The sequence below is a fragment of the Oerskovia sp. PE-21s genome (assembly GCF_056158145.1).
The window spans coordinates 267,530-293,540 of the sequence record NZ_JBUXJM010000006.1 but is presented as its reverse complement, the minus strand read 5'-3'; the positions used below and the strand labels follow the sequence as shown (position 1 = coordinate 293,540).

24 protein-coding genes and 1 pseudogene are annotated in these 26,011 nt (G+C 68.0%); 13 read left to right on the top strand and 12 right to left on the bottom strand.

What is annotated here, in order from left to right; translation table 11 throughout:
* A pseudogene (locus tag ACZDYF_RS13865) lies at window positions 1–246 on the top strand (hypothetical protein); the annotation flags it as partial.
* Here the strand turns inward: ACZDYF_RS13865 and ACZDYF_RS13860 are convergent.
* Together ACZDYF_RS13860 and ACZDYF_RS13855 are read right to left on the bottom strand one after the other, a co-directional pair.
* Entirely contained in the window at window positions 237–824 is a 588-nt protein-coding gene (locus tag ACZDYF_RS13860; protein ID WP_191792106.1) for a TIGR03086 family metal-binding protein, read from the bottom strand. The pseudogene ACZDYF_RS13865 and the gene ACZDYF_RS13860 sit on opposite strands and share 10 nt — an antisense overlap.
* Entirely contained in the window at window positions 821–1,195 is a 375-nt protein-coding gene (locus tag ACZDYF_RS13855) for a VOC family protein (RefSeq protein ID WP_191792107.1), read from the bottom strand. Before ACZDYF_RS13855 ends, ACZDYF_RS13860 begins: the two co-directional genes overlap by 4 nt.
* A gap of 137 nt (window positions 1,196–1,332) precedes the next feature.
* Between ACZDYF_RS13855 and ACZDYF_RS13850 the strand changes: the two genes are divergently transcribed.
* A complete protein-coding gene (locus ACZDYF_RS13850; protein ID WP_475057892.1) occupies window positions 1,333–2,943 on the top strand; it encodes a methyltransferase domain-containing protein in 1,611 nt (536 codons plus the stop codon).
* Window positions 2,930–4,765, top strand: coding sequence for a glycoside hydrolase family 2 protein (locus ACZDYF_RS13845; protein ID WP_475057889.1), 1,836 nt, complete (start codon window positions 2,930–2,932; stop codon window positions 4,763–4,765). Before ACZDYF_RS13850 ends, ACZDYF_RS13845 begins: the two co-directional genes overlap by 14 nt.
* Window positions 4,766–4,771: 6 nt before the next feature.
* Here the strand turns inward: ACZDYF_RS13845 and ACZDYF_RS13840 are convergent, their stop codons facing one another.
* Window positions 4,772–5,455, bottom strand: a complete 684-nt coding sequence (locus ACZDYF_RS13840; RefSeq protein ID WP_204807382.1) for a M15 family metallopeptidase — start codon at window positions 5,453–5,455, stop codon at window positions 4,772–4,774.
* A gap of 135 nt (window positions 5,456–5,590) precedes the next feature.
* On the opposite strand from ACZDYF_RS13840, the gene ACZDYF_RS13835 reads away from it, so the two are divergent.
* From ACZDYF_RS13835 to ACZDYF_RS13825, 3 genes are all read left to right on the top strand, one after another.
* Complete coding sequence (locus tag ACZDYF_RS13835) at window positions 5,591–6,265, top strand: response regulator transcription factor (protein WP_191792111.1); 675 nt, start codon at window positions 5,591–5,593, stop codon at window positions 6,263–6,265.
* Window positions 6,262–7,437, top strand: coding sequence for a sensor histidine kinase (locus ACZDYF_RS13830; RefSeq protein ID WP_475057883.1), 1,176 nt, complete (start codon window positions 6,262–6,264; stop codon window positions 7,435–7,437). Before ACZDYF_RS13835 ends, ACZDYF_RS13830 begins: the two co-directional genes overlap by 4 nt.
* An 81-nt stretch (window positions 7,438–7,518) precedes the next feature.
* Window positions 7,519–8,103, top strand: coding sequence for a hypothetical protein (locus ACZDYF_RS13825; RefSeq protein ID WP_191792112.1), 585 nt, complete (start codon window positions 7,519–7,521; stop codon window positions 8,101–8,103).
* Window positions 8,104–8,115: 12 nt separating this feature from the next.
* On the opposite strand, the gene ACZDYF_RS13820 is transcribed toward ACZDYF_RS13825, so the two are convergent.
* Window positions 8,116–8,682 (bottom strand): pyridoxamine 5'-phosphate oxidase family protein, encoded by a 567-nt coding sequence (locus ACZDYF_RS13820; RefSeq protein ID WP_204807391.1) that lies wholly within the window; start codon window positions 8,680–8,682, stop codon window positions 8,116–8,118.
* Window positions 8,683–8,774: 92 nt separating this feature from the next.
* The gene (locus ACZDYF_RS13815; protein ID WP_475057876.1) at window positions 8,775–9,758 is read right to left on the bottom strand and encodes a DUF2804 domain-containing protein; all 984 of its coding nucleotides are present in this window, start codon (window positions 9,756–9,758) and stop codon (window positions 8,775–8,777) included.
* Between the two features lie 155 nt (window positions 9,759–9,913).
* Here ACZDYF_RS13815 and ACZDYF_RS13810 point away from each other — a divergent pair, with 155 nt between their 5' ends.
* Complete coding sequence (locus tag ACZDYF_RS13810; RefSeq protein ID WP_191792115.1) at window positions 9,914–10,153, top strand: hypothetical protein; 240 nt, start codon at window positions 9,914–9,916, stop codon at window positions 10,151–10,153.
* Between the two features lie 100 nt (window positions 10,154–10,253).
* Here ACZDYF_RS13810 and ACZDYF_RS13805 read toward each other — a convergent pair whose 3' ends face one another.
* Window positions 10,254–11,015 carry a class I SAM-dependent methyltransferase gene (locus ACZDYF_RS13805; RefSeq protein WP_475057872.1) on the bottom strand — a complete coding sequence of 254 codons (762 nt, stop codon included), beginning with the start codon at window positions 11,013–11,015 and terminating at the stop codon, window positions 10,254–10,256.
* Window positions 11,016–11,065: 50 nt separating this feature from the next.
* Complete coding sequence (locus tag ACZDYF_RS13800) at window positions 11,066–11,260, bottom strand: hypothetical protein (RefSeq protein WP_191792117.1); 195 nt, start codon at window positions 11,258–11,260, stop codon at window positions 11,066–11,068.
* Window positions 11,261–11,821: 561 nt separating this feature from the next.
* Here ACZDYF_RS13800 and ACZDYF_RS13795 point away from each other — a divergent pair.
* From ACZDYF_RS13795 to ACZDYF_RS13785, 3 genes are all read left to right on the top strand, one after another.
* Complete coding sequence (locus tag ACZDYF_RS13795; protein WP_475057868.1) at window positions 11,822–12,499, top strand: PAS and ANTAR domain-containing protein; 678 nt, start codon at window positions 11,822–11,824, stop codon at window positions 12,497–12,499.
* A 214-nt stretch (window positions 12,500–12,713) separates the two neighbouring features.
* Window positions 12,714–12,917 carry a hypothetical protein gene (locus tag ACZDYF_RS13790; protein WP_475057865.1) on the top strand — a complete coding sequence of 68 codons (204 nt, stop codon included), beginning with the start codon at window positions 12,714–12,716 and terminating at the stop codon, window positions 12,915–12,917.
* A 153-nt stretch (window positions 12,918–13,070) separates the two neighbouring features.
* On the top strand, window positions 13,071–13,529 hold the full coding sequence (locus ACZDYF_RS13785; RefSeq protein WP_475057862.1) for a hypothetical protein: 459 nt from the start codon (window positions 13,071–13,073) through the stop codon (window positions 13,527–13,529).
* Between the two features lie 143 nt (window positions 13,530–13,672).
* Here the strand turns inward: ACZDYF_RS13785 and ACZDYF_RS13780 are convergent, their stop codons facing one another.
* The 5 genes from ACZDYF_RS13780 to ACZDYF_RS13760 form a co-directional block, all read right to left on the bottom strand.
* Window positions 13,673–14,527, bottom strand: coding sequence for a hypothetical protein (locus ACZDYF_RS13780; RefSeq protein ID WP_475057859.1), 855 nt, complete (start codon window positions 14,525–14,527; stop codon window positions 13,673–13,675).
* A 232-nt stretch (window positions 14,528–14,759) separates the two neighbouring features.
* Window positions 14,760–16,157: a DEAD/DEAH box helicase gene (locus ACZDYF_RS13775; protein ID WP_475057856.1), complete on the bottom strand. Its 1,398-nt coding sequence runs from the start codon at window positions 16,155–16,157 to the stop codon at window positions 14,760–14,762.
* A gap of 342 nt (window positions 16,158–16,499) precedes the next feature.
* The gene (locus tag ACZDYF_RS13770; protein ID WP_475057853.1) at window positions 16,500–16,763 is read right to left on the bottom strand and encodes a hypothetical protein; all 264 of its coding nucleotides are present in this window, start codon (window positions 16,761–16,763) and stop codon (window positions 16,500–16,502) included.
* Window positions 16,764–16,872: 109 nt separating this feature from the next.
* On the bottom strand, window positions 16,873–21,726 hold the full coding sequence (locus tag ACZDYF_RS13765; protein ID WP_475057849.1) for a hypothetical protein: 4,854 nt from the start codon (window positions 21,724–21,726) through the stop codon (window positions 16,873–16,875).
* A gap of 127 nt (window positions 21,727–21,853) precedes the next feature.
* A complete protein-coding gene (locus ACZDYF_RS13760; protein WP_475057846.1) occupies window positions 21,854–22,207 on the bottom strand; it encodes a hypothetical protein in 354 nt (117 codons plus the stop codon).
* 559 nt (window positions 22,208–22,766) lie between these two features.
* Here ACZDYF_RS13760 and ACZDYF_RS13755 point away from each other — a divergent pair.
* From ACZDYF_RS13755 to ACZDYF_RS13745, 3 genes are all read left to right on the top strand, one after another.
* The gene (locus ACZDYF_RS13755; protein ID WP_475057843.1) at window positions 22,767–24,014 is read left to right on the top strand and encodes a site-specific integrase; all 1,248 of its coding nucleotides are present in this window, start codon (window positions 22,767–22,769) and stop codon (window positions 24,012–24,014) included.
* Window positions 24,015–24,031: 17 nt separating this feature from the next.
* Window positions 24,032–25,087, top strand: a complete 1,056-nt coding sequence (locus ACZDYF_RS13750; RefSeq protein WP_475057839.1) for a hypothetical protein — start codon at window positions 24,032–24,034, stop codon at window positions 25,085–25,087.
* 71 nt (window positions 25,088–25,158) lie between these two features.
* Window positions 25,159–25,569: a hypothetical protein gene (locus ACZDYF_RS13745; RefSeq protein WP_475057836.1), complete on the top strand. Its 411-nt coding sequence runs from the start codon at window positions 25,159–25,161 to the stop codon at window positions 25,567–25,569.
* The last annotated feature ends 442 nt before the right edge of the window (window positions 25,570–26,011 follow it).

Below are 26,011 nucleotides of genomic sequence, written 5' to 3'. Positions count from 1 at the left end.
CTCGCCGACTCCCGCACGGCCGCCCATCCCGAGCCGGAGAACGTCGTCGAGTTCCTGACCGAGCGCGGCGTCGACGTGGTCCAGTGGGCCGACTGGGAGGTCCTGGACGCCCACGAGCGCACCCTCGGGGAGACGCACGGGCGCGAGCGCATCAAGGTCGTGCCCCGCGAGGACATGATCCGCATCGCCCGCCGCCAGACCGAGGAAGCCACCAGCACCGAGGCAGCCGGCGACTCTCAGGCCTGACGTCCGGCCAGGGCGAGCAGCCTCGTGAGGTCGGGCGCGTCGTCGGGCACGGGGAGCGGGCCCGCGAACAGACGGCTCGCCGCGAACATGCCCTTGCGACGCTGGGCGTAGCCCAGGACGAACGACACGAGCTGCGGGCCGAGGTCCGCGTCGAGGCCGATGCCCTGCGCGAGGTCCCACGCGTGGACCGTGAGGTCGAACGTCATCTGGTGCGCGTACTCGGTCGCCGGGGCGTCGCCGTACGACAGGTGCACCGCACGGTCCAGGGCGCCGGGGGCCAGGAACGCCTCGCGCGACTGGGTCGACGCGTCGATCCACGCGTCGACCGGGTCGTCCCCCAGGACGTCGCCGTCGAAGACCGTGCCGACGTCGGCGACCGTCCGGCCCGCGAGCAGCTCGGGAGCCCAGAGCTGCTCGGAGACCAGGTGGTTGACGAGGTCGTGGACGCTCCACTCGTCGTCGGGCGTGGGCAGGTCCCACTGGTCGTCCTGGACCCGCCGGACCAGGTGGTCGAACGCCCCGATGGCGTCGCCGTGCGCCGCCAGGAGGTGCTCGTGCGACGAGACCGCGGTGCTCACGGGTTGCTCAGGATCGCGAGGACGTTGCGCGCCGGGTCCTTGAACCAGGCGATCGCCGGTCCCTCGGGACCGCGGGCGATGCCCTTGGCGTCCTGGTCGAACCCGACGTAGCGCTCGAACTCGACGCCCTTCGCGATGAGCTCGTCGACCGCGGCCTCGACGTCGTCGACCCCGAAGTTGAGCACCGTGAACGATGCCGCGACGTGGTTCTTCTTGGGGTAGACGAACACGTGCCCGCCCGACCCGAGGCGCAGGTCGAGGCCCATGGGGGTCTGGTCGACCTCGACGCCCACGACGTCGGCGTAGAACGCCCGCGCGGCGTCCAGGTCGTTCACCGAGAAGCTGCTGAATGCGTTCGTCGTCGAGACCATCGGGTGCTCCTTGTCCACGGCAGATCCACAGGGGGTGGCGTCGTCGGCGCCACTTCCACGATGGCACGGAACGCCGACGGTGACGAGGGGAGGCGTCCCGCTTGCGACGGACCCCGTCGGCGAGCGAAGGTACGCGGGTGCCTTCAGCCCCGCTCGTCCGTCATGTCCTCTTCCCGGGGCGCCACCACCTCGTGACCCGCTTCCAGGTCGACTACCTGCGGGCGCTGCGCGCCGGGCTGGTGAGCGACCTCGACGGCGTCCCCGTCCGCTGCTCCCCGGACGCGGTGGTCGTGTGGGCCGTGACGTCCGCGAACCACGCGGGCACGCGCCGCAACCCGGTCCCGGGGCACAGGCGCGAGGCGCTCATCGAGCACGTGACCGCGGTCGAGCACCTGCCGAGCCTCGTGGTCCCGGTGCCGGACGTGGCGCCGCACCCGCGGTTCGCGCACCTCGTGGCGACCACGGTCGAGACGGCGACCGGTCACGCCGTGACGCTCGACCCGCACGACACGGTCGTGGCGTGCTCGACCCCGGACGTCATCGCGGCCTACCAGGAGCTCGGGTACCGCGTCGTGGGTGTCGAGCTCGACGCGACCGACGCCCAGGGTGACGGCCCGGCCCGCCCGTGGGACGCCGTCGGGCGCCTGGCTGCGGGCGACCCGACGTGGACCGACGTCGCGCACCCCGTCGTGCCGGGCTTCTTCCGGCGCTACGGGCTCGAGGCGCAGATCGCCCAGGTCTTCGCCGACCCCGTCGTCTCGGGCGACGGCGACCTGACCGCGACGCGCGACTACCGGACGTACGCCGCGGCGTTCGAGGACGCCTCGCGCCGCAAGTGGGAGCAGGTTCGCCCGTACGTGCTCCCCGGGCGGATCGTCGACATCGGGTGCGCGACGGGCGGCCTGCTCGAGCTCGTCGCGGCCGAGCCGCGCCTGCACGAGTCGGACCTGTTCGGCGTCGACGTCGCACGCCACCTCGTTGCCGAGGCCGAGCACAAGAAGACGCAGGGCGTGTTCGCGAACCCCAACGTGTGGTTCGTGCAGGCCAACATCCTGCGCGGCGAGGTCATGCCCGAGCGCAGCGTCGACACGACCGTCACGATCGCGCTCACGCACGAGATCTCCTCGTACGGCGACGGCGTCCCCGACGTCGGACGGTTCGCCCAGCGCACGTTCGTCCACACCCGCCCGGGCGGGGTGTGGATCAACAGCGACGTGTGCGGTCCGGCGGACGGCGACCGCGTGGTGCACCTGACTCTCCGGGACGACGACGGCGCGCGCCCGGGCGTCGTGACGGACCTCGACGCGTGGGCGCGGCCCGACGTCGCCGCGCACGTCCGCGGGCTGTCGACGGCCTCGCGCATGCGCCAGTTCGCGCACGACTTCCCGCGCCTGTCCGGTGCGTCGTTCGCGGTCGAGGAGGTCGAGCCCGCGACGTTCCGGCTCACGCTGCACGACGCCATGGAGTTCCTCACGACCAAGGACTACGCCGACAACTGGCTGTCCGAGTGCCACGAGCGGTTCTGCGACCTCGACGGGGGCGCCTGGGCCGACCTGCTGGCGGGGGCCGGCTTCGAGCTGGGGCCCGAGAGCGGGGCGTGGCGCAACGAGTGGCTCGTCGAGCACTCGTTCGCGCCCGTGGCGACGCTGACGGACGCCGCGACGGGCGAGCCGGTCGAGTGGCCCGACACGCACGTGCTGACGGTCGCGCGCCGGCCCGTGCTGGACGCGGGCCGTGGCCGGGGGTAGCGGCGTGGGCGCGACCCTGCCCACGCGCTGGACCGCCACGCTCGACCGTGACGCGCCGCTGCCCGAGTACCCGCGCCCGCAGCTCGCCCGCGACAGCTACCTCAACCTCAACGGGGTCTGGGAGTACGCCGTCACGGCGCAGGGTCCCGGTCCGGTGGGCTCGCTGGGCGGCACCGTGCCCGAGGTGTTCGACGGCGAGATCGTCGTGCCGTTCTCGCCCGAGTCGCCGCTGTCCGGGGTGGGGCGCCAGCTCCAGCCCGACGAGGCGCTCTGGTACCGCCGCGACCTGTCGCTCCCGGACGGGTTCGCGCCCGGCGGCGGCCGCGTCCTGCTGCACTTCGGCGCGGTCGACCAGTCGTGCCGCGTCCTCGTCGACGGCGTCGAGGTGGGGCGTCACACCGGCGGTTACCTCCCGTTCGCGTGCGACGTCACGGACGCCCTCGCCGGTGCGCCGGGCGAGGCGCACGAGCTCCTCGTCGAGGTCACCGACGTCAGCGACACCAGCTTCCACGCGCGCGGCAAGCAGAACCTCGCGCGGGGCGGCATCTGGTACACCGCGCAGTCGGGCATCTGGCAGACCGTGTGGGTCGAGGCCGTGCCCGCCCTGCACGTCGCCCGGCTCACGCTCGTGCCAGACCTCCCGGGCAGCCGCCTCGACGTGACCGTCCACGCGGGCGAGACGCCCGCGGGGGCGAGCGGCGCCGTCGGGCAGGACGCGCCCGTGGCGCGCATCCAGGTGCACGACGGCGCCACGCTCGTCGCGCAGGTCGACGCGCCCGTGGGCGTGGTCGCCCGCGTCCCCGTGCCCGACCCGCACCTGTGGACGCCCGAGGACCCGCACCTGTACGACGTGACCGTGACCCTCGGCGACGACGAGGTGCACAGCTACGCGGGGCTCCGGTCGTTCGGCGTCGGACCCGACGCGCAGGGGGTGCCGCGCCTGCTGCTCAACGGCGAGCCGTACTTCCACGCCGGGGTCCTGGACCAGGGGTACTGGTCCGACGGGCTGCTCACCGCGCCGTCGGACGAGGCCATGGTCCACGACATCGCGACCATGAAGGACCTCGGGTTCACGATGCTGCGCAAGCACATCAAGATCGAGCCCCTGCGCTGGTACCACCACTGCGACCGGCTCGGGATGCTCGTGTGGCAGGACATGGTCAACGGGGGCGGCCCGTACCGTCCCGCGGTCGTCAAGGCGCCCGTGCTCCTGCCGCTGCGCCTGAGCGACCGGTTCCACGCCCTGTTCGGCCGGGGCGACGCCGAGGGGCGCGAGGAGTTCCTCCGCGAGGTCGACGCGACGGTCGAGCACCTGCGCGACGTCGTGAGCCTCGCGGTCTGGGTGCCGTTCAACGAGGCCTGGGGTCAGTTCGACGCGGTCAAGGTCGCGGCCCGCGTCAAGGCTCTCGACCCCACGCGGTCGGTGGACCACGCGAGCGGCTGGCACGACCAGGGCGCAGGGAACCTGCGGAGCCTGCACGTGTACTTCAAGCCGTTCCGCGTGCCGTCGCGGCGTGACCGGCGGGCGCTCGTGCTCTCCGAGTACGGCGGCTACAGCCTGCGGGTCGAGGGGCACGTCGCCGGGGAGAAGGACTTCGGGTACGCGACGTACGCCGACCCAGGCGCGCTCGGCGCCGCGTTCGAGGCGCTGCACCGCGAGCAGGTCGTGCCCGCGATCGCCCGCGGACTGTCCGCGACCGTCTACACCCAGCTCTCCGACGTCGAGGACGAGACCAACGGGCTGCTGACGTACGACCGGGAGGTCGCGAAGCTCCCTGCCGACCTGGTGCGGGCGGTCAACGCCGAGCTGCGGCTGGGCTGAGCCCGGTCAGCCCGCCGCGTCCGGGAGCGGCTGCGGGCACTCGCCACCGGGCGAGGTCGCCAGCTCGAAGTGCCACATCTCGTTGGCGAACGTCTGGCACAGGCCGTAGCGCGCACCCTTGCGGATCGTCCAGTCGGCGCCGTCGGTCGGACCGATGTCGACGGCCTGGCCGGAGACGTGCTCCGACGTCTCGGGCGTCTTGACGAACCTGCGGGCCTCGTCGAGCGAGCCGTAGCGGTCGACCGCCCGGTCGAGCAGGCTCTGCTGGTAGCCGGTGCTGCGCCACCCGGAGGTGACCCAGAAGTCGACGCCCGCGGCCCGGGCGTCCTGCGCGGCGGCCTGGAGCGCGGCGCGCAGGTCGTCGTCGAGGCCCGAGATCGCGGGGTGGGTCTCGTCGAACGGGTCGATCGTGTCGTCCTCCTGGCGCGGGTCGTCCTGCGCGGGGAGGTCCGACGTGCCGCCAGCAGCCACCTCCGAGGTCGACGCCTCGTCGCCGAACGTCTCCGTGACCACGGTCCGCAGGCCGCGGTCGGCGCTCGGCAGGAACGCCCATGCGAGGGCGACCAGGATCGCGGCGGCCGCGACGAGTGCGACGGTCCGTCGTCTTCTCGCGCGCCTGCGCGGGCCCCCTGCGGGAGCGACCGGGGGCGGTACGGGGGAGAAGGTCGTCGGTGGGTTGCGTGTTTCCATGCGGTCCACTGAACCCAGGAGGATGTTGTGCGGACGTCTCACTTTTTGCAGACGTTTTCGACACCTCCTCGTTCCTAGACTGGCGGGGCAGGCCCGCCGTCGGAGGGGCCGGGCCGACGAGCGGGTGGAGGATCGATGCGGGTGCTGGTCGTCGAGGACGAGCCGTTCCTGGCCGAGGCCGTGCAGACCGGGCTGCGGCGCGAGGCCGTCGCGGCGGACGTCGCGCTCGACGGAGAGCAGGCGCTCGAGAACCTGAGCCACACCGCGTACGACGTCGTGGTGCTCGACCGCGACCTGCCCGGGGTCCACGGCGACGAGGTGTGCCGGTCGATCGTGGCCCGAGGCCTGCCGACCCGGGTCCTCATGCTCACCGCGGCGGGCACGCTCGACGACAAGACCCGTGGCTTCGGGATCGGCGCCGACGACTACCTGACCAAGCCGTTCCTGCTGCCCGAGCTGATCCTGCGCGTGCGGGCCCTGGGACGCCGCCCGGCCCCGCTCCCACCCGTGCTGGAGGCTGCCGGGGTGCGGCTGGACCCGTTCCGCCGGGAGGTGTACCGCGACGGTGAGCACGTGCGCCTGAGCCGCAAGCAGTTCGCGGTCCTGGAGGTCCTGCTGGCGGCCGACGGTGGCGTGGTGAGCGCCGAGGACCTGCTCGAACGCGCGTGGGACGCGAACGCCGACCCCTTCACCAACGCCGTCAGGGTGACCGTCTCGACGCTCCGCAAGCGCCTGGGCGACCCCTGGGTCGTGCACACCGTGCCGGGCGTGGGCTACCGCGTCGGGGCGCCGAGCGTCGAGACGCCGTGAGGATCCTGCGCCAGACCGCCCGGCTCCGCCTGACCCTGAGCTACGTGGCGTTCCTGCTCGCCGCCGGGCTCGCGATGTCGGTCATCGTGTACGCCGTCATGCGCTTCGTCCCCAACTACCCGCTCACGGCGGCGAACCCGTCGGACGCCCACCTGTTCATCGCGTCGCGGGGGCAGATCCTCGACGCGTTGATCCAGGCCTGCACCGTGGCGATGGGCGTGCTCGCCGTCGTCGGGACGGCGGGTGGATGGCTCGTCGCCGGGAGGGTGCTGCGCCCCCTCACCGACCTCAACACCGCCGCGCAGGTCGCGGCGTCGGGGGACCTGTCGCACCGCATCTCGGCCCGCGACACGAGGCGGGGGCGGGACGAGTTCACCGACCTGGCCGACACGTTCGACACGATGCTCGAACGCCTCGAGCGGTCGTTCGCGGCCCAGCAGCGGTTCGCGGCCAACGCGTCGCACGAGCTGCGGACGCCGCTCGCGGTCACCCAGACCATGCTCGACGTCGCGCGAGCCGACCCCGACGCCGTCGACCTCCCGCGCCTGCTCGAACGCCTCGACGTGACCAACAGGAGGGCGAGCGACCTCGTCGCGGCCCTCCTGCAGCTCGCGGCCCTCGACCGGGCACCGGTCGCCCGTGCGCCGGTCGATCTCGACGTCGTCCTGGAGGACGCGGTCGACGACGTCGCGCGCGAGGCCACCGACCGCGGGGTCCGGATCGCGGTCGAGAGCACGCCCGCGATCGTGCCGGGCGACGAGGTCCTTCTCGCCCGGGTGGTCGACAACCTGCTGCGCAACGCGATCCGGCACAACCTGCCGCACGGCGGCTGGGTCACGATCCGTCTCGAGGACACCGCGCCCGTCGTCCTGACCGTCGAGAACAGCGGGCGACCGCTCACCGAGGACGGACTGCGCATCGCGCTCGAACCGTTCGCCCGGCAGGTGGACCGGCTCGCGCACGCACGGACCGCCCAGCACGACGCGCGGCCCGACCGCAGCAGCAACGGCCTGGGGCTCGCGATCGTGGCCAAGATCGTCGAGGCGCACCGCGGCAGGCTGCTGGTCGTGGCCCGGCCCGGCGGGGGAGCGGTCGTGCGCGTCGAGCTCCTGCGCGGGGCGGCCCCGGCCGGGACGCGTCGGCCGAAGGGGCCGGACGCCGAGCCCACCTGACGGCACGGCGTTCCCCGATCGTCGGGGCGACGGCCGGGGAACGGTGCTGCGCCGTCGGACGTGCCTTCGTACGCTGGGGACATGCTGCTCACCCGGCAGACGCTCAGCGGGCTCGAGGACGGCACGGTGTCCCTCGCGTACCGCCGCTGGCTCGCGCCGCGCGTGCGGGCAGGCAGCCGGATGAGGACGCGGATCGGGGTCGTGGAGGTCACGTCGATCGACCGGGTCCCGGAGGTGGACGGGGTCCCCGACCTGCCCGACGACGACGCGCGCGCCGCCGGGTTCCGCTCGGCCGACGCGGCGCTCGCCTGGGTCGCCGCCAAGGGCGAGGGAGACCTGTACCGGATCGGGCTGCGGCGCGTGGGGGAGGACCCGCGCGTCGCGCTGCGGCAGGACGCCGACCTGTCCGCCGAGGAGGTCGAGGCGCTCCGCGCACGGCTCGCCCGCATGGACCGGGCGGCGCCCGCACCGTGGACACGGGACTACCTCGACCTGATCGTCGCCCGGCCCGAGGTCGTGGCACGCGAGCTCGCGACCTCGATCGGCGTCGAGCGCGACTACTTCAAGATCCGGGTCCGGCGGCTCAAGGAGCTCGGCCTCACCGAGAGCCTGCCCGTGGGCTACCGCATCTCGCCGCGCGGGCGGGCCTACCTCGACGCGACGTAGCGCTCGCGCCCCTCAGCCCAGCGGCGCGATGTCCACGCCGGGCAGTCCGTCGATGCTCGTCGCGTTCTTCTTCTGCCAGTACGCGTCGAAGTACTCGGGCTCTCGCCGGTCGTGCGCGCGGTCCAGGACGTCACGGTCCGCCACGAAGTCCATGAGCGGCACCGAGAACCCGCACGAGTCCGAGACCCGGTCCACCTCGACCACGACGATGCCGCGCTGCCCCGACTCGCGCTCCTTGGCGAACAGCGGACGCAGCGCGTCGAACTCGGGGGTACGGGCGAGGACGTACCGGCCCCGGCCGTGGAAGCGCACGATGTTCGGCGGCCCCTCGAACGCGCAGAACATGACCACGATGCGCCCGTTCTCCTGCAGGTGTGCCGCGACCTCCGCCCCCGAGCCCGTGTAGTCGAGGTAGGCGACCCGGTGCGGGTCGAGCACGACGAACGTGCCGCCCATGCCCTTGGGGGAGACGTTGACGTGCCCGTCCCCCGCGAGGGGGGCCGTGCCCACGAAGAACACGGGCTGGGACAGCACGAAGCGGGAGAGCCGGGGAGTGATCTCGTCGTGGACGGTCGCCATGGGCGGCAGTCTGGCACCGGGAGCGCGCCGCGCCGAGGCGCGGTCCGTATGTGAGACGAGCGGCGCCGTCGGGCCTGCTGAGAACGGTGCGGCTACCAGCGCTGCCGTGCCTCCTCGGCCCAGCCGACCATGCCGTCCAGGTCCACCCACACGCCCTCGTCCGTGCGGGCGCGGCCCGACCACGTGCCGAAGCACTGGTGCGTCTCGCTGCCCACGACGAGCAGCTCGGTGCGCGCGACCCGCTCGTGGAAGGGCGTGAACAGCGCCTCGACCCCGTCCCCCGAGACGCGCCACGGCGCGAGCCAGTCCGTGCGGTCGTACGTCCAGTCCAGCTCCGTACCGATCTTGTGGATCCGCCCGTCCACCAGGAGCGCGTTCTCGGTCGAGCCCGTGCCGTCCGTCCATCCGCCGCCGAGCTGGATGCCGCGGCCGTGCCCGCTGCCCGCGGCCCAGTTCCACGTCATGGCGTAGGGCCACCGGCCGCGCCCGTGGTCGAGCACCGCGAACGAGTCGTCGGCGCTGACGTCGTGCCGGGTGCCGCGCACCGTGAGCGAGCCGTGGACAGGGCGGGCCACGTCCTTGACCGTGTACTGGAACAGCCGGTCGCCCCAGGGGACGACGACCCCCAGCGACTCGTGCCCCGGCGGGAGCGGGACGGTCAGGTCGAGACTCACGTCGTGCGAGGCCGCCCGGATGCGGGTGGCCTCGGGGGCCTGGTCGATCACGATCGCGAGCCGCTTCGCGCGCGCCTCGACGCGACCGGCTCCGCTGCGCTCGGGCATGACCACGCCACGGGCCAGGGGCACGACGACGTCGGTCACCGTCTCCTCGCCCGTCGTCCGGTCCAGGACGTACAGGCCGTGCACGCCCGCGTAGTCGATCGAGGACGCGACGATCCCGACCACGTGGGTCGGCGTGACCACGCCCCAGTACTCCCAGCGCTTGGTCCGCCCCCAGCCGCGCAGGTTCGCACGGTGCAGCGCGGTGCGCGTCCACCCGACCGCGTCCGGGTTCAGCCGGCCGTCGGGCAGGCACAGGTCGACCGGGGCCGTGATCTCGCGCTCGTGCGTCGTCATGCGAGGAGGCTACTGGTCGGTAGGCACCCGGTGCGCCGCACGAACCCACGGACGACACGTCGACGTCCTGCGCCCGCAACACGGACGAAACGACAGTGCTTCACGATCGACCTGACGGCCCCGGCAGCGGGGCGGCGACGACCGGAGGAGAGCCCATGAGCACGCAACGCCCCTACTTCCTCGCCCCGAGCACCCCGCACCGGCGCTCCCGGTCGACACGGGCGGCAGGCGCCCCCGGCATGCCTCGCGTCGTGGAGTCCGCCGACCGGGCGGGCAAGCCCGTGCGCCGCGCCAACCCGGGGGACGAACGCACGATCGACCCCGCGGACCGCAAGCGCCGGGCGCTCGCAGCCCTCGGTGACCTCACGCGGGGGCATGCTGGGCTCGGCGGCTGAGACCCGCTCGGCCGCGTCGGCGCCGACGCCGGCGGCTCGGCCGGGGTGTCAACGGAGACACCTCTCCCCGTGCCCGACGGCGCCGCGACCGTCCGGGCGCTCAGCGCGGCTTGCGTGCGTCGACCAGGAAGCGCGTCGTCGTCGCGACGAAGGGCCCCTCGGTCTCGATCTGCTCGTGCAGCGCGGCGAGCTGCGGGCGGTACTCCTCGACCGTGAACCCGGGGACCATCCACACGACCTTGCGCAAGAAGTAGACGACCGCACCGATGTCGAAGAACTCGGTACGCAGCTCCTCGAACCGCAGGTCGACGACCTCGAGCCCGGCAGCCTCGGCCGCGGCGCGGTCGGCGTCGGGGTGGCGGCCGTTGCGGACCTCCTCGGGCTGCGGGCCCAGGAAGTGTTCGACGAGCTCGAAGACGCTGTACGGACCCACGTGCTGCGCGAAGTACGTGCCGCCGGGGGCGAGGACGCGTGCGATCTCCGACCACCACGGCTTCACCGGGTGGCGGCTGACCACGAGGTCGAAGGCCTCGTCCGCGAACGGCAGGGGTGGCTCGTCCGCATCGGCGACGACCGCGACGCCGAGCGGGTGCAGGAGCCGCGTGGCCTTGGTGACGTTCGGGGGCCAGCCCTCGGTCGCCACCGTCAGCCGCGGGAGGCTGGGGACCGAGGCGAGGACCTCGCCGCCGCCCGTCTGGAGGTCGAGGGCTGCGCTCGCGGTGGACATCCGTTCGCCCATCGAACGGGCGTAGCCCCAGGAGGGCCGCTGCTCGGTCGCACGACCGTCGAGCCAGGAGAAGTCCCAGCCGTCGACGGAGACGGTGGCCGCTTCGGAGACGAGGTCGTCGAAGGATCGCTTCATGCGTCCGATCCTGACAGGTCAGGTCAGGGCGTGGTCAGCTGATTCCGAGGTCAGCCGACGATGAGGGCGATCGTGGTGATCACCGCTCCCCAGAAGGCGATGCCTGCGCCGAGGGCGATGCCCATGCCGTGACCGCCGGTGCTAGGACGCCCGCGCTGCTCACCGGCACGCACGGCCCACGCGGCGCGGGCGGCGAGGAGCACGCCGAGCACCACGAGAACCAGCCCTACCGTAACCCATACCATTGTCCCACTCTGCATGTAGGAGGCAGCTGCCCGCAATTCGAAGAACCTCCTGGTACGTGGTGTTTTCTGCCACACAGGGGGCGGGCCGTCGTTCAAACCCTAGGTGTCGATCCTGGGAATGCTGGCGGCGCTCACTGAGTGGGACGACACCACGTCTATGCATGGGACGTGCAGGTCAGTCGTCACGCGCGCACGGCGCCCTGGGATCGGGCCGGGCAGCCCGCACGACGCGACCAGGAGCGGGTGAGATCGGCAGGAGTCCGTCCGATCGCCCGCCATCCGAACGCGGTTCGTCAACCCGCGCCGGTTGGGGGTAATGTCTTCCTCGGTGGCGCGAAGTACCCCCTGCATCGCGCCACCACCTAACGTTCACGAAGCCCCCGTCCGGCCCCGGCCGACGGGGGCTTCGTCGTTCCCCGACCGGCACGACCGCGAGCCTGCCCACGCGCCGGCGCTCCGCCGTCGGGACGCTGTCCTCGCTGGTGAGGCAACGGATCCGGGCTAGTATCACCGAGGAGTCTGGAAGTAGGCCCGCTCCTTTCCCATGCCCTGGGGGCCTACTTGACCACTTCGTACAACCCGTCTCGCCGGTTCGACCCCGAGCTCGCCGAGGCCCTGCTGCGCGGCGCACCGCAGATCGTCGGCCAGTTCATCCTCGACCTGTCCGACCAGAGCTGGTGGTGGTCCGACGAGCTGTACGCCATGCACGGCTTCCGGCCCGGCGAGATCATGCCCACGACCGCGCTCATGCTCGCGCACAAGCACCCCGAGGACCGCGAACGGGTCGAGGACGTCCTGCTCGCGGCCGTCACCACCGGTGACCCCTTCAGCTCGGTCCACCGCATCGTCGACGCCCTGGGACGCACCCGGACGCTCGGCGTGGTCGGGCGCGGGCGCCTCGACCGCCGCACGGGCGAGACGACGCACGTCTCGGGCTACTTCATCGACCTCACCACGACACAGCGCGAGCTCGCCCAGCGCGAGGCCACGGCCGCGATCCGGGCGTCCTCCGCGAGCCGCTCGACGATCGAGCAGGCCAAGGGCGCCGTCATGGCGATCTACGGGCTGCCCGCCGACGAGGCGTTCGACCTCATGTGCCACCACTCGAGCGTGAACAACGAGCCGCTGCGCGACCTGTCTCGGCGGCTCGTCGCCGAGCTCACCGTCGGCGGGGGCGAGGGCGCGATGCGGCGGGCCGACCTCGACCGGTTCTTCGAGGGGAAGCGGCCCGCGCGGTGAGATCAGGACGGTGGGCCCCGTGGGACTCGAACCCACAACCTACGGATTAAAGGGTAGCCGTACAGGCTGCCGTCGCTACGACGGCCCGGGGGCCAGTCTCTGCGGGTGAAGTTGCGACACGTGTTCCCCAGGATGCTTGACACTTCCCCCCTAAGAGGGGGATAACAGGGGGACGGTGAAACGGCGACGACGCCGGCAACCCGAGGAGGACGTCATGAGCACCACCGACACGACCGAGGTCATCATCTCCGCCACCTACGTCCGCGACGCGGACGGCCTCCCCGCAGACCAGCCCAAGGGAGCCACCTACGCCGACGTCGAGGCCCTTGTCCAGGACGGGTGGACCTCGCAGGGCGAGCGGTACGAGCTTCGCGACGGCATCCCGACCTTCATCACCACCCTGACCCGCGCCGCATAGGCCGCGACCACCGCAAGACACGACAAGGGCGCCCGCTCACACTCTTTGAATGTGAGCGGGCGCCCCAGTTGCACCGTCAACCCGGCGTCGGGCGACGGGTGAAGTTGGAAGTGGACCGTAGACGCCACCCGATGCCGTGCCTACGTTGGCCGCATGCGTCCCACGCAGCGACTGAGCCTTGTGCTGGCCGTCGCAGTCGTAGCCAGTTGCGCCAGTGGTGCCTCTGCGGACGAGCTGGCGCGCCAAGCGTGTGATGCGGTTGCTGAGTCGGACACGGCGTCCAGCGACCGAGAGATGACACCAGACGACCTGGCTGCCATCAGCGATACCGGCAGCAGGAGCGCGGACCTTGCCGCGAGTGCAGCACAGAGAGACGACAAGTACCGCACCCTGGCCCTTGCCGCGTCCGAGTACGCGTCCTTCTGGGATGGGCTCGAATCGGCCATGACTGCCAACATCGCACCGGACGACGGGGCAGGCGCCTTCGGGTCCCCGGGGGCGCGTGAGTACCTTCCTCAAGAGGAGTGGGACATGGCATTGCTGCAAGCCGCTCTGGGCAAGCCGACCGGCGAGGCCCTTGAGGCCGAGTGCAGCATCGTCACGGCACCCTAGGCAGGGGGGTGGGGGGTCTCTTTTACAGCTTGACTTGACCGGGGGGTTGTTTAATCTCGTTCACCGTATAAGAGGGTACTGTCCTCCCGTGTAAGTGTGGGGCGGGTGCCGCATCTTATGTAATGCCCACAAGTTGAGGTCGGTCACTCGTATGCCGACCAGAAGTCGGGTGTCGGTCGGATCCAAAATGACGATGACGGGGATCCATCGACGGTGATGAGCCCTTCAAGCCAGTCTTGCGCCAAGGGCAAACTGCTCAGGGAAGTGGCATGCGATTCTCTCCCGTCCCAGATCACATGCCCGGGCATGCTGATTGTGCAACTCGACATCTGCCACGGTAGTCGGGCAACCACCAGAACAATGTCGTTGAGTCGGATTCTGACCGTTGCTACGAGGTTCAAGAGATCCTCGGGCTTTTCGAAACTTCCGCCATAGTCCCATGCCTTTGCCTCGCCTTGCCACCAGTTGGCGTCAGCGCCCTGCACCCGTAGGAGAGATACCGCGGTGCGTGGGAACGGGCCTGTCTGTACTCGGTGACGGTCCGCTTCGGTCCAGACTAGCGGTGACGGTTGTGACACGTTCAGTACGACCGCGGTCTTGATTGCCCAGTGCGCTAGGCGCAGAGAGTCTGCCGCATCAAGGTCACGGTCCGCACCGAACAGGATCCGGTCTGCCTGTGTCTCGAGATGCGACATCCAACCGCCGTTGCACGGGCCGCAGACTCGGCCAACCTTGAGCGCGTCCAGCGCCATCGGTCCGCGGGCGTCGCTGTAGTCGAGCCCCCATGGGCCAGGACGGTGCGGTTCGAAGATCAGAGTCTCCTTTGGTAGACGCTTCATGATCCAGCGCCCGAAGACGTGCTCGCGCGTCCTGGGCCTGCCTCGCTCCGGGCACATCCAGCAGTCGGGCTCTGGTTCGAGATAGCGCGGACGCCGAGCCCGCTTCTGCTTCAGAAGCTGGCGGTCAAAGCCACGGAGTTCGGACACCTGATAGGTCATGAGGGCAATTCTCCTACGAGAGCACCCCCAGGGAATCGGTTCGCCAGATCCGACCCTTGATCGACTAGTGCCGCATGGTCGCTTAGAGCGGCGTGCCCGGGTGGCGATCCTCAGAGGGCCGGGTAGTGCAACCCCGGGGCGGTGCCCGTCTAGCTCCGATTCGCACAGGCGGGCCATGCACACCCCCCATCTGCACCCCCCATCCCCACCCCCCACCACCCCACACCCCCAACTAGAACGGAACCACCGACTTCGCCCACGGATCAACAAGCACCGAACGAGCCATCGACTGCTTCCGAGCCAACGTCGCCTGCTTCGACCGAGCATCCGCCGTATCCGGCAAAATCGTCACATGCAACACCCGATCAAACGGAGAACCAATCCGCCGAATCCTCCCCTCACGCTGCGCCTCACGCGCAGGATTGAACGAACAATCCAACGAAATCAACACCTGACACGTCTGCAAATTCAACCCACGCTCCAACACCGAACTGCCAATCAACACCCGAGGCTCGGGCAACTCACGAAAACAACGAATAGCCTCCGCCCGATCCCGCGCCGCCGTCGGACCATCAATCCGACCAAACGACACACCCCACCGCACCAACTCCACACCCAACAAATCCAACGTCGCCTGATGCTCCGCATACACAACACACTTCACACCCAGATAGTCGGCGCGCAAGAGCCGTACGCACTCTGTGACGATGCCTGACTGGCCTGCGACGACTCTGGACGCTTTTGCGCGCTGTTGGTGCCCCCACAGGCCTGGCATGTTGGCGGCCTTGTCGTAGGCCTGCTGTTGGCCGGGTGTGAGGGGCGCCCACCGGTTGTCGCGGACGATGTTGGGGAGCTGGAGCCCGATCTCGTCGGCTGTTCGCCGTAGGGAGACCTGGGCGAGGTAACTGCGGAGTCGGGTTGCCGCTCCGGGGAGGAGGCCGGTGGCCTTGCGGGGTACGACCGGGCCCCGCTTGGGCCGGTACTCGTTCCGCCATTCGACGAAGTCGCGTTCGAACTCTTGGCGGGGCCATAGGCCGGGGGTGCCGACGGCGGAGAGGGCGGCGTAGGTCTCCATCGGGTCGTTCTCGAACGGGGTTGCGGTGAGTCCGATGCATCGCTGTGCACGGCTGGCCAGGGTGTGGGTGGCGTTCCACGTTCCTTCGCCGCCCTTGATCGCCATGATCTCGTCGAGGATGACGAGATGTGGGTGCCAGTTGGCGACCAGGGGAGAGGTGAGTCGTGTGCGGAGCGTGTCGTAGGAGACGACGAACAGGTCGACACCGCTCTTGATGGTCTCGGCCCACTGCTTCGTCGCGCGTGCAGACGGGTTCGGCTTCCAGGCGGGGTGGGTACTTGCTGCGATGGTGAAGCCCGGCAGGAGCCGGCCCAGCTCGGTCATGGCCTGAGTGATGAGGCTCGCGTCGGTGACCCAGACGACGGCGGGTGACCCTGCGAGCTTGGTCTGCTGGAACTCTGGTGTGGGAGACAGGCGGGCCGCGACGAGCGCGGCCTGTACGGTCTTGCCGAGACCGACGTCATCCGCGAGCAGTGCTCGGGGATGGGCGTGGAGGAAGTCGGCGCCGGCCCGCTGGTGCGGGTGCGGCGTCACGCCGAAGGCGAACTGTGCCATGTGATTTCCTGTTGGTTCGGGGCGCGCTTTGCGCGCGGCGGGTTGCGTTCGTACCCCGTTGCCAGGACGGGGTACGCACGCTGTGCCGTGACGAGGGTGGAGGGTTGGTGTGCTGGCGGCGACCCAAGTCGCCAGCACCTCGAGGCCATGACGATGGGGGGAGTAGCGGCCCATAGGCCGCGTGCTCTTCATGCCTCGGATCTTCCAGGCTGACGAAGGCAGAAATCTGCCGTCGTCCCTAACTGGTGTAGTTCCATAGATAACCACTGGCGTGGTTATCTATGGTGTAGTTGTTATTGGAGTAGTTAGTGGGCAGGTATCTGACAGTCAGAAATCTGACAGTCAGATTTTGGGGGTTGTCAGGAGGTAGACGTGCTTGCGTCGGTCAAGGCCCTTGAGAGCCGGGTAGTCGTCCTGGTACTCCTGGGGGTTCACCAGGGTCACGAAACCCCACTCCCGCAGCTTGCGGAGCGAGCCTTCCGCCGACTTCCCCCGCGACTTGATGCTCAGACCCATGCCGCTGTCCAGGCCTTGGTTCGACGGCCAGATCGGCTTGTTCGGGTCGGTCATGTCCGTGTAGGTGAGGAGCGCCATCGCGCAACCCATGACTGTTGGGGTCTTGCCGCCGTCTGGGGGAGCGAATCCCAGGAGGCGGGTTGCCCACGTGAGGGGCCGTTCAGCCCTCGCCTCGGCTTCCGCCCGACTGGTGGTCGCTTCAGGCATCGGTGACTACCTCCGCGCTTAGGTCGTCGCTGGCAAGGATTCGGGAGTGCATGGCTTCGAAGCCGATGTCTTCGGCTACGAGGCCCTGGACGTAGTCGTCCCAGATGCCTGTGAGGCCGGCCTCTTGGGCCGCCTGGGAGTCGAGGGACTTGAGCCCGAGTGCTTGCATGACTTCGCGGACAGCGTCACGCGACTGCATGTACTCCGCAAGGAGGGCCATGTCCGACCGCTTCGCCAACTTCGGCTCCGACTTGAGCGTTGTACCCATGTGAGACAAGAACTTCACCGCCGCGTCACCGCTGAACCCAGACTCGAAGGCGTCAGCCCACGCCGGGTTCTTCTGCTTCATCATCGACAAGTACTCATCCCGCAGTTCACGAATCTCCCCCGCGTCCTTCGAACGCAAAGTCAACCCCAACTCCTCAAGCTTCAAGTTCTGCGCGGTAGTGAACTTGTTCCACTCCGCCCAACCCTTAGCCACCTGCACATCGTCATACGCCGCCACAGGGTCCTTCGTGGACCGGAACGTCTTATCCGTACCCGGGCCAATGGTCTGCCGCTTCTGCTGCGCGTACGCACCCTGAGAGAACTCGCCCCCAATGTTCGCCGCACCCGCATACGCCCACCCATACTCAGGCTTCGTCGCAATCCACTTGCGGTACTTCGTGGCCTCACCCATCGCATCATCCGACGCCCGAACCCCAGCCTCGTTCAACGACAAAGAGATCGTCATGTCAAAGTAGTCCGGGTAGTCGGCCAAGAACTTGTCCTGCGCCTCATTACCGTACTGCTCGATGTAACGATTCCACTCCTGCCGGTACCACTCCAACCTGCCCTGCGGGCTCGTGGAGAACGGCGACTGCGAACCAAACGCCTTCATGATGTAGAAGTTACGGGCACGATTCGCCACCAACGCCAACGTGTCCGCCTTCGACTTCTGATCCGTGTTACCCACCGACTGCGCCTGCATCTCCTCAGCAAGGAGCTGGGCGTAGGTCTGGGAGAAGCGGTCTTCGTCCATGTCTTGGCGGAGGGCGGTGGCGACGTTCTTGACCCACATCGGGGTGGCCTGGTCGACGATCCCGTTGGGTGTCGGCCCGTAGGGAAGTAGCCACTTACCGATGGGGTGCTCAGCCCACGCCGCGTTGTTGCCGAACATCTCCGGCAACGCACGCACCATGACCTCATTAGCTGGGATCGACATCAACGGGCCAGGGCCAGGCAACCAGAACGGGTCACCCTGGAAGATGACGTTCAAGGAACCCTTGTTGATGCGGACCTTCTCATCCACACCAGCCCAATCCGCGATAGCCTTCGGGATCGGCAGCAGGATGTACCCCTTCGTCGGGTCAGTCTCCTTACGGATGACCTCACCGTACGGCTTACCGTTCTCGTCCACACGCACGACGTCACCATTGGGAAGGATGCGGTTACCGTCCTCATCCACAACCTCGAACATCTTGTTCGGGGCCTCCAAGGCCTTCACCATCAACGGTGCAACTTCCCACCGCTCCCCCGCGATCCGAGCCCACTTCACCATCGTGTCCTCCCACGCCGCATAGAACGGCATGAGGAAACGCATGTGGTAACCCAGGTTCGTCTGCTTCGACGTGTCGAACATGACATGCGCGACGTCCCTGCGGGCCAGCATGTCCGCCCGGTTCCGCAACGCCTGCACCTCACCCTTCGTCAACGTGTCCACCTCACGACCTGTCGACGAAATGAGACCGTCGATGCGGCGCTGGAACGCGTCCTTGTAGAACGGGTGCCGGCCCATCACGGTCTCCGGGATCTCCGCCACAACCTTGAAGTAGAAGCTCCTCGACTTCTGGTACCCGTTCACCAGGGGGTTGCCCTGGTCCAGGGTCTCCTTCAAGTTGTGAGGGATGACCGGGCGCGACGCCCCATCAGGGAACGCCACACCGATGTCCTCAGCGCGCAACGAACCATGCATCGCCCGGTTGCGGATCTCATCCGTAGGGAGCAACGCGTCAACGTGCTGCCGTTGAGCTGCGAGCAGGTCAGCCGGCGACAACCACTTCGCGTCACCGCGCTTGTTCGTCGCCATCGAAGCCCAGTACTCACGCCCAGCCGGGTCCTGACGCATCCACGTCAGCAACGACTCGTCATCAGCACCACCAGCAATCGCCTTCAACACGTGATCGTTACGCACATGGTGGTTCACCGCCGTCAGATAGGCGTCGTTCCACCTGCCCGGCGCCTGCGGGTCAAACCCTTGCAGGTTGTACCTGCCAGTGCTGCGCAGGTCACGGTTCAGCAAGGACCGCTGCGTGTCCATGAGCCCCATGATGGACGCGCGAGCATCCTCCATGTCATGCACACGGGCGAACCCCTCAACACCCTGGTAGGCGTCCGTCACGGCAGGAGGAGTGAACTCCCCCGTGCGGGGGTCCATCGTCGCCGACGACCCCTGCACCTTCTTCAACGGCGTCTTGCTGCGCTGAATCTTCCCAGCGAACTCGTCACCCGTCTGAGCCTTGAACGCCTGCGGCGTCAAGTCCAGGATGTGCTGCTGCTCCGCACGCTCAGCGTGCAGCCGCTTCAAGGTCTTCTTCCCCGTCGCGTTCGCGATCTGCGTGTCCAGGTCGTCAAGCCTCGACGACGCCAGCAGCTTCCGTTGGAACAGCTCCGATGCGGCCTTATCGACACGGCCCAGGTTGGAGAGCATGTTGCCCGTGCCGCGCATCGCGGTCAGGCCGTGCGTCAACACACCGATGTGCGCCAGGGCGCGGGCCTGCGTGTCGACCTGCACACGCACCGGGTACCCGAACGGGCGGAAGAGGACTGCGAGCTTCCAGAGGTCGCTCATGGCGGCGACGAATGCCTCAGTGGGCTTCCACACGCCGTCACGCAGGACCATCATGCCCGGCGTGTACTTCGCCTTGAGGGCCGCATCAACGGCCTTGAAGTCGATCACTGACACCGTGTCCTGAAACTGCGACGTCGCAATCGACTTCGCCAGGTCAGGGGTCAACGCGTACACGCCATCATCGCCAACCATCGTCGCGGCAGTGTCCGCATCTACGGCCTGCTTCGCCGAGAGCTGCAACCGCTCGAGCTCCGCCGTGCGACGCCCCATGACCTCGCGCACCACCGCACGCACCTCAGCCGCAGGCCGGGTAGGCGACGAATGCCGCGACACCATGTAGTCCTCAGACAGCTTCTCGAACTCGCGCACGACGTCATGGCGCTGCGTGCGGGACAGGCCCGGGTCCGTCGCGCCACGAGCCGACACGAAGTCGTCCCGCAGGCTGGCGAACTTCTGCAACGCGGCAGTGTTCTTGTCCTTGCGCAGCATGCCCTCTACGCGGGCAGTTGCCGCAGCGAAACCCTCGTACGCGTCATCGTCAGACAGCTTCAACGTCTGCGGGATGCGCCGGCCAGCAACGAGGTGCACGGGCTTCAACCCGGGCGACGTAGCAAGCGTCTTCTGCACCCGCGCCAGCGCCGCCTGACGGTTCGCCAGGGCCTCGGCAACCATGCCCGGGCGGTGCGTGATCCCAGCCGCAGCCATACCAGCCCGCACAGGACCAACCGCGTCCACACCCAGGCCACCCGTGCCCGCATCCATGACACGCTGCAACGCGCCAAGCTCTTCACGAATCTCGTCCTGCTGCACCGCCAACTGGCGCTTCACCAAGGCGTCATCATCCAACGCCTTCAACGCAGTGCCGTGCGGCACGTCCGGCTTCGACAGGACCGCGACAGCAGCCGTGTCCAAGTTCGGGGCGAGCATCATGTCCAGCTCGACGGAGAGTTCCTGCGAACGCTCCGACAGCATCGACAGGGCCTTACGGTCACCCGCACCCGCATAGATCACCGTGTCCATGAGGGTCTTTGAGTCGACCTCGTCCACGCCAATGTCCCGTGCGCGGCGCATCATGTACGCCACGGCACCGGCATCCGTCGTCTGCGACAGCAGGGGGTCCTTCGCCACAGCAGCCAGGCCACCAGGGGTGCCCAAGACGTCGTAGTAGCGGTCCGTGACACGCTCGACCGACGACTGGAAACGGGAAGCCTTTCCCTCCGCCTGCACGGTCGTGTCAGCGGCACGGTTCAGGCGGGACGCGTTCGCGGCAGCCGCCACATCCAGACCGTCCACGGCACGCGACGCCTTCACCGCAGCCGACGCACCAGCAGACCCAACAATCAGCGGGTCAGCGTAGATGGAGAACGCCGCATCAGCGACACCCGTCGCCCACCGCTGACCACCAGAACCAAAGTACTCAGCCCGGTCACCACGCAACTGCGGGTCATCGATCAGGGGCAGCTCAGTGCGCCCCGTAGACGCGTTCCACTGCCCCGCCAGGCGCCCATCAGGAGTGAACTGTGACCGCCCGTACTCCCACGCCGTTTGCGCAACAGACGCCTCAGCGTCCTGCGACGCCTGGAAGTACTCGCGTTCAGTCTCGTCGGCACCGCCCAGGCCACCCAGCCAGCCACCAACAATGGGGACACCCTTGAGGAGGCGCCCCAGGGCGTTCGTCTGGTTGCCCTCACCCGTCGCGACAGTCTTCGCCGCGTCACCAGTGGACCGGCCACGCGCCTCGAACAGGTTCCCCATCTCCGTGACGGGCACCTGCATGGCCTTCAACACCCACGACGCCGGCGACGAAGACGACCCCGTGGACAGGGCCTTACGCGGGGCGTTCGGCAAAGGAGAAGCGTTCGACAGGGCAGGCCTCGTGAACCCCGCCTGACGACCAAACACGCCACCCGTGCGGGCAGCATCCTTGTCATTGTCCGTGTTCTGGGCAATGTTGAACGACGCCCCTAGTGGTGCGCCCTCGTTGAACGCGGCGCCGGTTCTGCGGAAAACACTCATGGGTGATCCAATCCATTGAGAATGGGGGAGTTTGGGGTCCCCGAAAGGGCAGGACTGTCCCATGGGGAGTCTGGGTTGAGCCCTCTAGGGGTTTACTAGGCGATGAGCCCTTGCGGGTGGCTTCGAGTCAGGCGGCTGTTGAAGGCGCTGATACGGGTATCGCGCGCCCCGTCCGTGCGAACCCCAGCGCTTCTAGGTCCGGTGAGCCCACTTCGCCGCCCGTTCGCATCAGATCGCCGTGTGGCGAGAGTGGTGCGCGCAGCGAGTGCCACCCGTTCACCTGCGGCTTGGGCAGTGCTGCGATCAGGTCGGAATCGGCTGTGCATGGCTGTTCCAGCAGAGCTGAGAACCCGAGCTGGTGTCCGTACGCGAGCTGGGAGGCGCAGGCATGGCAGCAGCCGTGCCTGACGTAGCGGTTCTTGATGCGCTCCCACGTGCGGGCCTGCGAGAGGGTCTCGGGGCGGGCCGCCTTGACTGTCACGCGGACTCCTTGGTGGTCACCTGGCACGAGTCTTCGTACGCGTTCACGTCGTGCAGTGCGTACCGAACGTTGGAACCGAACTTCCGATAACTTGGGCCCTGACCCTTGCATCGGAGCTTCGCGAGGAATCCGGGGTGGACGCCCCAGCGCTCTGCTAGATCGCGCTCAGTGAGGAACTTTCTCTCTGGTTCGACCGGCAAGCCTGCTACGCTTCGCGGGATAGGTGTTCTTGCCATTGCTTGTCCTTCCCCTGGGTGTCCGCAGTGGCGACTGCGTACCATAGATCATTCCAGCAACCAACGACGCGCCCCGCTCTTCTGGCACATTCTGGTTCATGTGCTTTCGCCGTTGTATAGGCACTTGTACGACGACCTGGGGAAACGTTCCGAACTGCCTAGAAGGCTCGGAGGGGGTGAAAAATATGGGACTGCCCAAGCTGGCAGCGACGCAGGCCTCCGTGCGGCCACCAATCACGCTTCACCCTTTACGCATCCCCCGGATACGCGCTACGGTGTGGTCACTACACCGAGGATGGGAGCGGATCATGGGTCGCCCACGCATGAAGATCGGGGAGTGGGGCAACGTTGCTACCACGGCCCAGGTGCTCACTGACTCTGGGAAGTACCAGGCGGCGCCCGAGGGGACGCGCAAGGCTGACCGGTGGCGTGCTCGGGCCAAGGTCCGTGATGCGGATGGCATCGTTCGTGACGTCGAACGGTACGGGGCCACGAAGACCGAGGCGCGGCGAGTGCTCGAGGAGTCTCTGCGGGAGCGCGTCGCGCCCGTCACCAAGGGCAGCATCTCCGGGTCGACCACGTTCGAGGAGCTGGCTCAGCAGTGGGCTGAGGGCATGCGTTCTAGCGACGATCATGCGGCCAACACCAAGGCCGTCTACTCGTCCGTGCTCGACCGGTACGTGCTCAGCGGCGGGCCTCAGGACAAGGGCACCGGGCCACTGGCTGGGTGGACTGTGCGTGAGGTCAACGTGGCTGCGATTAACCGTGCCCTGGTGTCCATCACTGCGGACGGGGGCCCTGCCGTGGCAAAGACCGCCAAGACGGTTCTGTCCTCCGTGATGGGCCTTGCAGTGCGTCACGGTGCGATCCCAGCGAACCCGGTCAGGGAGGCGGACCGCATCAAGCGCAAGGGGTCCGTGAAGCGCAAGGGCGCTGCCCGGGACACTACGCGTGCGTTCACTCTCGAAGAGCGTGACCAGGTGATGGCATTTATGGACACCGACCCTCGCGCCCAAGCTCACGATCTGGGGGATCTGATCGCGTTCCTCGCCGGCACGGGCGCGCGGCTGGGGGAGGCGTGCGCCCTGCGCTGGTCTCGTCTCAACCTGGACGGTGCGAACCCGACCGCGAGTATCGACGCGACACTCGTGCGCCTTCCTGGCGTGGGTCTGGTGGTGCAGGAGGAGACGAAGACGCACCGGCACGCGTCCGATTCCAGCCGGCGCGTCCTCCTGCTTCCCCCGTGGCTCGCGGACCGACTCGTGATCCGACGCACCATGCTCCTGGACGCCGGCAAGTTCGATGAGACGGACGTCGTGTTCTCCTCACCGATGGGCAAGCTACGGGACCCGTCGAACACCACGAAGACCCTGCGCACATTGCTTGACCGGGCCGGGTTCGGGTGGGCCACGTCCCACACGTTCCGCAAGACGGCGGCGACGCTCATGGACCAGGCCCACATGTCGGCGCGTGAGATCGCTGGGCAGCTCGGGCATGCGAACCCGAGCCTCACCACGGACGTGTACATGGATCGGCGCCCGGTTACCACCCGCGCGGCAAGTGTGCTTTAAATGCGACGAGGGGGCCCATGTTGTACCCGAGAATCAAACAACCCCACATTGAGGACTCGATGACTGAACGAGAAGTACTAGAGATTGCATGTGACGAAAGCGGATCTGAAGGCGAGAACATTCTAGAAGGCGGGTCTCGCGTCTTCGCCCACGGGAGCGTCGACTTAACCGTCGATGAAGCAGACGCCTTGGCGGCGGAGATACGTCAGAGTCTTCGGCTGAAGAATAGCGGAGAATTGAAGGGTAAAGACGCCTTGAAGGGGTGGAGACTTGAAGCCCTCACCGAATTCTTTTCCGCAGGAGGACCAATGAGTGGCCGCACCCATGTGTACCTGGTGGACAAGGAGTCTTTCGCCGTGGGGAAGGTGATTGACCTTCTTGTGGAGGAAGAGTTCCATGATCGTGGCATTCATCTCCACGATGACGGGACCGCACACGAGATGGCATCTCTGCTTTTCAAGCATGGACGAAAGGCGCTTGGTTCAACGTACTGGGACCGTCTCATGCGGGCATTTGTTTCGTTGCTTCGATCGTCGCAAAGGCGGGGCGAAAAGACCACGCTAGAAGAGTTCTTCGCGATCATCGACGATGTCCGATTGAGAAGTCACAGGCAAGACGTGTCGACTATTCTGGACCTCATCTGGTCCGCTCGTGCCCAGGCGAGTTTTTACAACAGCCCAGGATCTGGAGGGTTCCCAAACTTGGATCCACTGATACCATCCATCCCGCAGACTGCGCGCGCCTGGGCGGATTTGACAAATAGGCCAGTACGTATCGTGCACGACCAGCAGTCAGTACTTACATCGAACTTGATCGACGATATGGTTAGAGTGCTCAATGATCCTCACCCCGACTTTCCGTATCCGGTTCCGCTGGTCGGAGTGTCGCTCGTCGATTCCCGATTCGATTCTCGGATTCAATTGGCGGACCTGACGGCAGGTCTTGGAAAGTTGGCTGGGGACATGGCGCGCGGTGGCGCGACAGCGGGGCCGGTGTTGGATGCAGTACGACCGATGATTGATGAGCTCTGCATTTGGGAGGACGACGCAAGCTGGGAAGTCCTGGCCAAGTAGATGAGGATCCATGTATGGCGGCAAAGAAAATCCCCGATCGGCTCGTAGAACGCCTTTACGAGGACGTAGGCATGAGCGCGACCCAGATCGCCGCCTTTCTGAAGGAACACATGGGTATTGAGGTGACCACGGAGGCGCTGTCGATGTGGCGAAAGCGCCGGGGCCTGGACCGTAACCCCGCCCACCCGAAACGCATCCCGTGGAAGGTGCGCCCGGAGCACGCCGTGACGGTTGAGGCGCAAGCTGTTCGGTCACACTCCCGTAGGGAGGACGGCCTGACGGTCGACAAGGAACGCACGCGCATCCTGGCGAGTATGGAACGTCGCCTGTACCCGCACGGCCTGGTCATCCACTACGACGCCGACACGGAGAGAGGTTGGTGGGCCGTTCCGGCCAGGCCTGGCATCGACCTGGGCCTCGTGCGCGAACCCGACGACGTCCCGCGCGCTCCCCGGCATGGGCCCAGGGCCATGCAGGGTTGAGAACCCCTGACCACGAGGCCCCGCCCCTGACCACGCTGCCCGCATGGCAGGGGAGCGGACTGTACGAGAATTGGCTAAGAAGGTTGGGGTCTCACGCAACAGCGTGTGGGCATGGCTCGCAGAACAGGGATGGGATCGCACGCCCACAGGGCGATGGGCACTCACCGAGGAGCAGGCACACCTCGTGTTGGAGCGGTTCGAGCGCACGGCGCCTCTCCGTGAGGTGCGCAGCCCGAACCGTGCAGCGTCGAGGCCTGCAACCGGGATCATGTGGGGTTCCAGGATGAGTGCAGGCTGCACTACCAGCGACGGTCCAGGACCGGGCGTTTCGAGAAGTCGACGGGCGGCGAGTGGCAGGCGGTGAAGACTCACTGCCCTCAGGGGCAGTCCTAGCAACACATGGCACATGGTGGCCGGCGAGTCGATTCTCGCCAGGTCGCTC

Bases quoted from the DNA above. Each gene is read 5' to 3' on its own strand.
- ACZDYF_RS13855 (WP_191792107.1), bottom strand. From the start codon at position 1,195: ATGGTCTCGACGACGAACGCATTCAGCAGCTTCTCGGTGAACGACCTG.
- ACZDYF_RS13840 (WP_204807382.1), bottom strand. From the start codon at position 5,455: ATGGAAACACGCAACCCACCGACGACCTTCTCCCCCGTACCGCCCCCG.
- ACZDYF_RS13835 (WP_191792111.1), top strand. From the start codon at position 5,591: ATGCGGGTGCTGGTCGTCGAGGACGAGCCGTTCCTGGCCGAGGCCGTG.
- ACZDYF_RS13825 (WP_191792112.1), top strand. From the start codon at position 7,519: ATGCTGCTCACCCGGCAGACGCTCAGCGGGCTCGAGGACGGCACGGTG.
- ACZDYF_RS13820 (WP_204807391.1), bottom strand. From the start codon at position 8,682: ATGGCGACCGTCCACGACGAGATCACTCCCCGGCTCTCCCGCTTCGTG.
- ACZDYF_RS13815 (WP_475057876.1), bottom strand. From the start codon at position 9,758: ATGACGACGCACGAGCGCGAGATCACGGCCCCGGTCGACCTGTGCCTG.
- ACZDYF_RS13810 (WP_191792115.1), top strand. From the start codon at position 9,914: ATGAGCACGCAACGCCCCTACTTCCTCGCCCCGAGCACCCCGCACCGG.
- ACZDYF_RS13805 (WP_475057872.1), bottom strand. From the start codon at position 11,015: ATGAAGCGATCCTTCGACGACCTCGTCTCCGAAGCGGCCACCGTCTCC.
- ACZDYF_RS13800 (WP_191792117.1), bottom strand. From the start codon at position 11,260: ATGGTATGGGTTACGGTAGGGCTGGTTCTCGTGGTGCTCGGCGTGCTC.
- ACZDYF_RS13790 (WP_475057865.1), top strand. From the start codon at position 12,714: ATGAGCACCACCGACACGACCGAGGTCATCATCTCCGCCACCTACGTC.
- ACZDYF_RS13785 (WP_475057862.1), top strand. From the start codon at position 13,071: ATGCGTCCCACGCAGCGACTGAGCCTTGTGCTGGCCGTCGCAGTCGTA.
- ACZDYF_RS13780 (WP_475057859.1), bottom strand. From the start codon at position 14,527: ATGACCTATCAGGTGTCCGAACTCCGTGGCTTTGACCGCCAGCTTCTG.
- ACZDYF_RS13775 (WP_475057856.1), bottom strand. From the start codon at position 16,157: ATGGCACAGTTCGCCTTCGGCGTGACGCCGCACCCGCACCAGCGGGCC.
- ACZDYF_RS13770 (WP_475057853.1), bottom strand. From the start codon at position 16,763: ATGGGTTGCGCGATGGCGCTCCTCACCTACACGGACATGACCGACCCG.
- ACZDYF_RS13765 (WP_475057849.1), bottom strand. From the start codon at position 21,726: ATGAGTGTTTTCCGCAGAACCGGCGCCGCGTTCAACGAGGGCGCACCA.
- ACZDYF_RS13755 (WP_475057843.1), top strand. From the start codon at position 22,767: ATGAAGATCGGGGAGTGGGGCAACGTTGCTACCACGGCCCAGGTGCTC.
- ACZDYF_RS13750 (WP_475057839.1), top strand. From the start codon at position 24,032: ATGTTGTACCCGAGAATCAAACAACCCCACATTGAGGACTCGATGACT.
- ACZDYF_RS13745 (WP_475057836.1), top strand. From the start codon at position 25,159: ATGAGCGCGACCCAGATCGCCGCCTTTCTGAAGGAACACATGGGTATT.